The organism is Streptomyces sp. SID3343 (genome assembly GCF_009865215.1).
Taxonomy (GTDB): Bacteria; Actinomycetota; Actinomycetes; order Streptomycetales; family Streptomycetaceae; genus Embleya.
The window spans coordinates 1-2,104 of sequence record NZ_WWJX01000904.1 but is presented as its reverse complement, the minus strand read 5'-3'; the positions used below and the strand labels follow the sequence as shown (position 1 = coordinate 2,104).

General features: G+C 69.6%; 2 protein-coding genes. Both read right to left on the bottom strand.

Going from position 1 to position 2,104, the window contains the following annotated elements:
- Positions 1 to 180, bottom strand: a 180-nt coding sequence (locus GT354_RS27815) for a helix-turn-helix transcriptional regulator (RefSeq protein ID WP_161359122.1), incomplete at its 3' end; no start/stop codon positions are given.
- Between the two features lie 572 nt (positions 181 to 752).
- On the bottom strand, positions 753 to 2,104 hold a 1,352-nt coding region (locus tag GT354_RS27810; RefSeq protein WP_202512376.1), incomplete at its 5' end, for a hypothetical protein.

Here is a 2,104-nt window from a genome sequence, read left to right as displayed (position 1 = left end):
GGGCGCGACGCGTTGTCCCTTGAAGTAGCGGGTGATCGCGGACGGGTCGAGGAACGCCGCCTTCGCGAACTCGCGGCGCGATGCGCCGGCGCGTTCGAAGCACGCCTCCATCGCAGCCCCGTAGCGCGCCGCGTCCGACTCGACCCCGTCCCGGCCCGACACGCCCCCGTCCTCGCTCACGCGGGTGTCGTCCACTTCGTCACGTCCCGATTCAACGACACGAGAGGGCGGTGTGGGCACCGGAACACACAAACCTGTTGCCGATGCGCCGGCAACGGCCGTTGCCGCGGCACCTCGCGCTCGTCCGAGGCTCGTCTGCGACACCGACGGAATCGAGCCTCGGAAACCCTCGTGAACACCCGTGCGAACACGGAGTCCCTACCAGCCCCATTCGTGTCGCGGCGCCGACGACGTGTCGTCACACTGTTCGTCCTGCTCTCGGTGGCCGCGATCGAAAACGTCGGCAACGAGATCGGCCACCACCTGATCGCCCGCGTCCCGGACGTCGTCCGCTGTCCTCCTCGAGTGCCACACCCCGACCGGCGCGCCCGCCGCGCTGCAGAGCACCGCAGGTCGCGGGCCGGTCATCGGCCTCGGCGACGCCCGCACGCCGTCTGCCCACGGGACGCACGATCAAGACGGTTCTCGGTGTTTCCGGTGCTCGGACCACGAGCACCCGCCGTACCGGAAACATGCTCAGGCCCGTGGAACCCGCAGTGCGGAACGGCTCGTACGTGTCGTCGTACCAGCGGTCAGTCGACCTGTGCGTTCCGTGCCTGGTCCACGAGAGACGCGAACTCGTCCGGGTCGATCGTCCGTTGGAGAGTCGTGACCGGCTCGGGTACGGCGACCAGGACCGCGTCCTTCCCTTTCCAGGACGTGGGAGAGGGGAACGCGATCACACATGGCGAGTCGAAGGTTCCCGCGACCCACACGAGCTCCAACCTCGACCCGTGCGGGACGAAATGGTCCAGCTCCTGTGTGCTGGTGAACTCCACGGTCGGTCGGCCCTCGGGATCCAGCAGCGTGAAGCGGTTGCAAGTACCCATCCCATCCGGCCTGTCCACGCTCCACTGACACGGCCAGACCTGCCACGGGTGCCGCAGGGCGGACAGCGCCTCCATCTCGTCGTACGGCCTGGGCGCCCCGAAGCTCCAGCCCACGAGGAGGAACCACGGGATGAACGAGTAGAACGAATAGGCGGCCAAGTCGATGTCGCCGACGTACAAAGCGGCCGTGCCCACGACCGCGATCGCCGGGCCGAGACACATTGCCAGCCCCCTCGACACAACCAACGTCCGGTGGAGCCCGGGAGCGGTGGCGGGGTCGGCCCGTGCCCGATTCCGCCGGGCCCATGCCTCCCATCGCAGGTTGATCTCCGCGAAGAGTTCGTCCGACACCTCGCCCGCGGGTCGGGACGAGACCCGGTATCCGAACTCCGTGGCCGCCACGCCACCCCCACTGGCGAGATCCGCCCGGGACTCGGGCGGAGAGGCGGCCGACCCCTCCGCCGTGACCTGCGTTGTCGCCCGGCCGACACGCTCGTGTGCGCGAGAGCGCGGCTGCGGCTTTTCCTCGCTCAGGACGTCCACCTGCCGGCGCAGGACGTCCACCTCCCGGCGCAGGAGTTCGAAGGTCGCCCGGTGTTCGGCGAGTTCGCCTTCGATCTCGCGGGCGTAGTCGGCGGCGGCGTGGAGCCGTCGGTCCTGTTCGCGAACCCGGTCGCGCAGGGTGTCCCGCTGCGCCTCGGCGTCGGCTCGGGCGGCTTCGGTGTGTTCGAGGCGTTCGCGCAGCTCGGCGACTTCGAGTTCGAGGGCGCCCAGAACCTCGGTCGCCCGTCGGCGGTCCAGGACGCCGCGCTCGCGTTCGTCCTGCCATCGCGCGGTGAGCGCCTTCTCGGTGACGGCGAGTCGTGCGGCTTCCTCCTTCCAGTACAGGACCTGGTTGCCCTGCCTGGTGCTGCCAGCGAGCGCGGCGGAGCGCAGCCGGTCGAGCCGGTCGTGTTCCTCGGGCATGAGCGGAGTGTCGCGGTCGGCGAGAAAGGCCGCGAGTTTGTCGAGGAAGTCGCGGGGCGCGACGCGTTGTCCCTTGAAGTAGCGGGTGA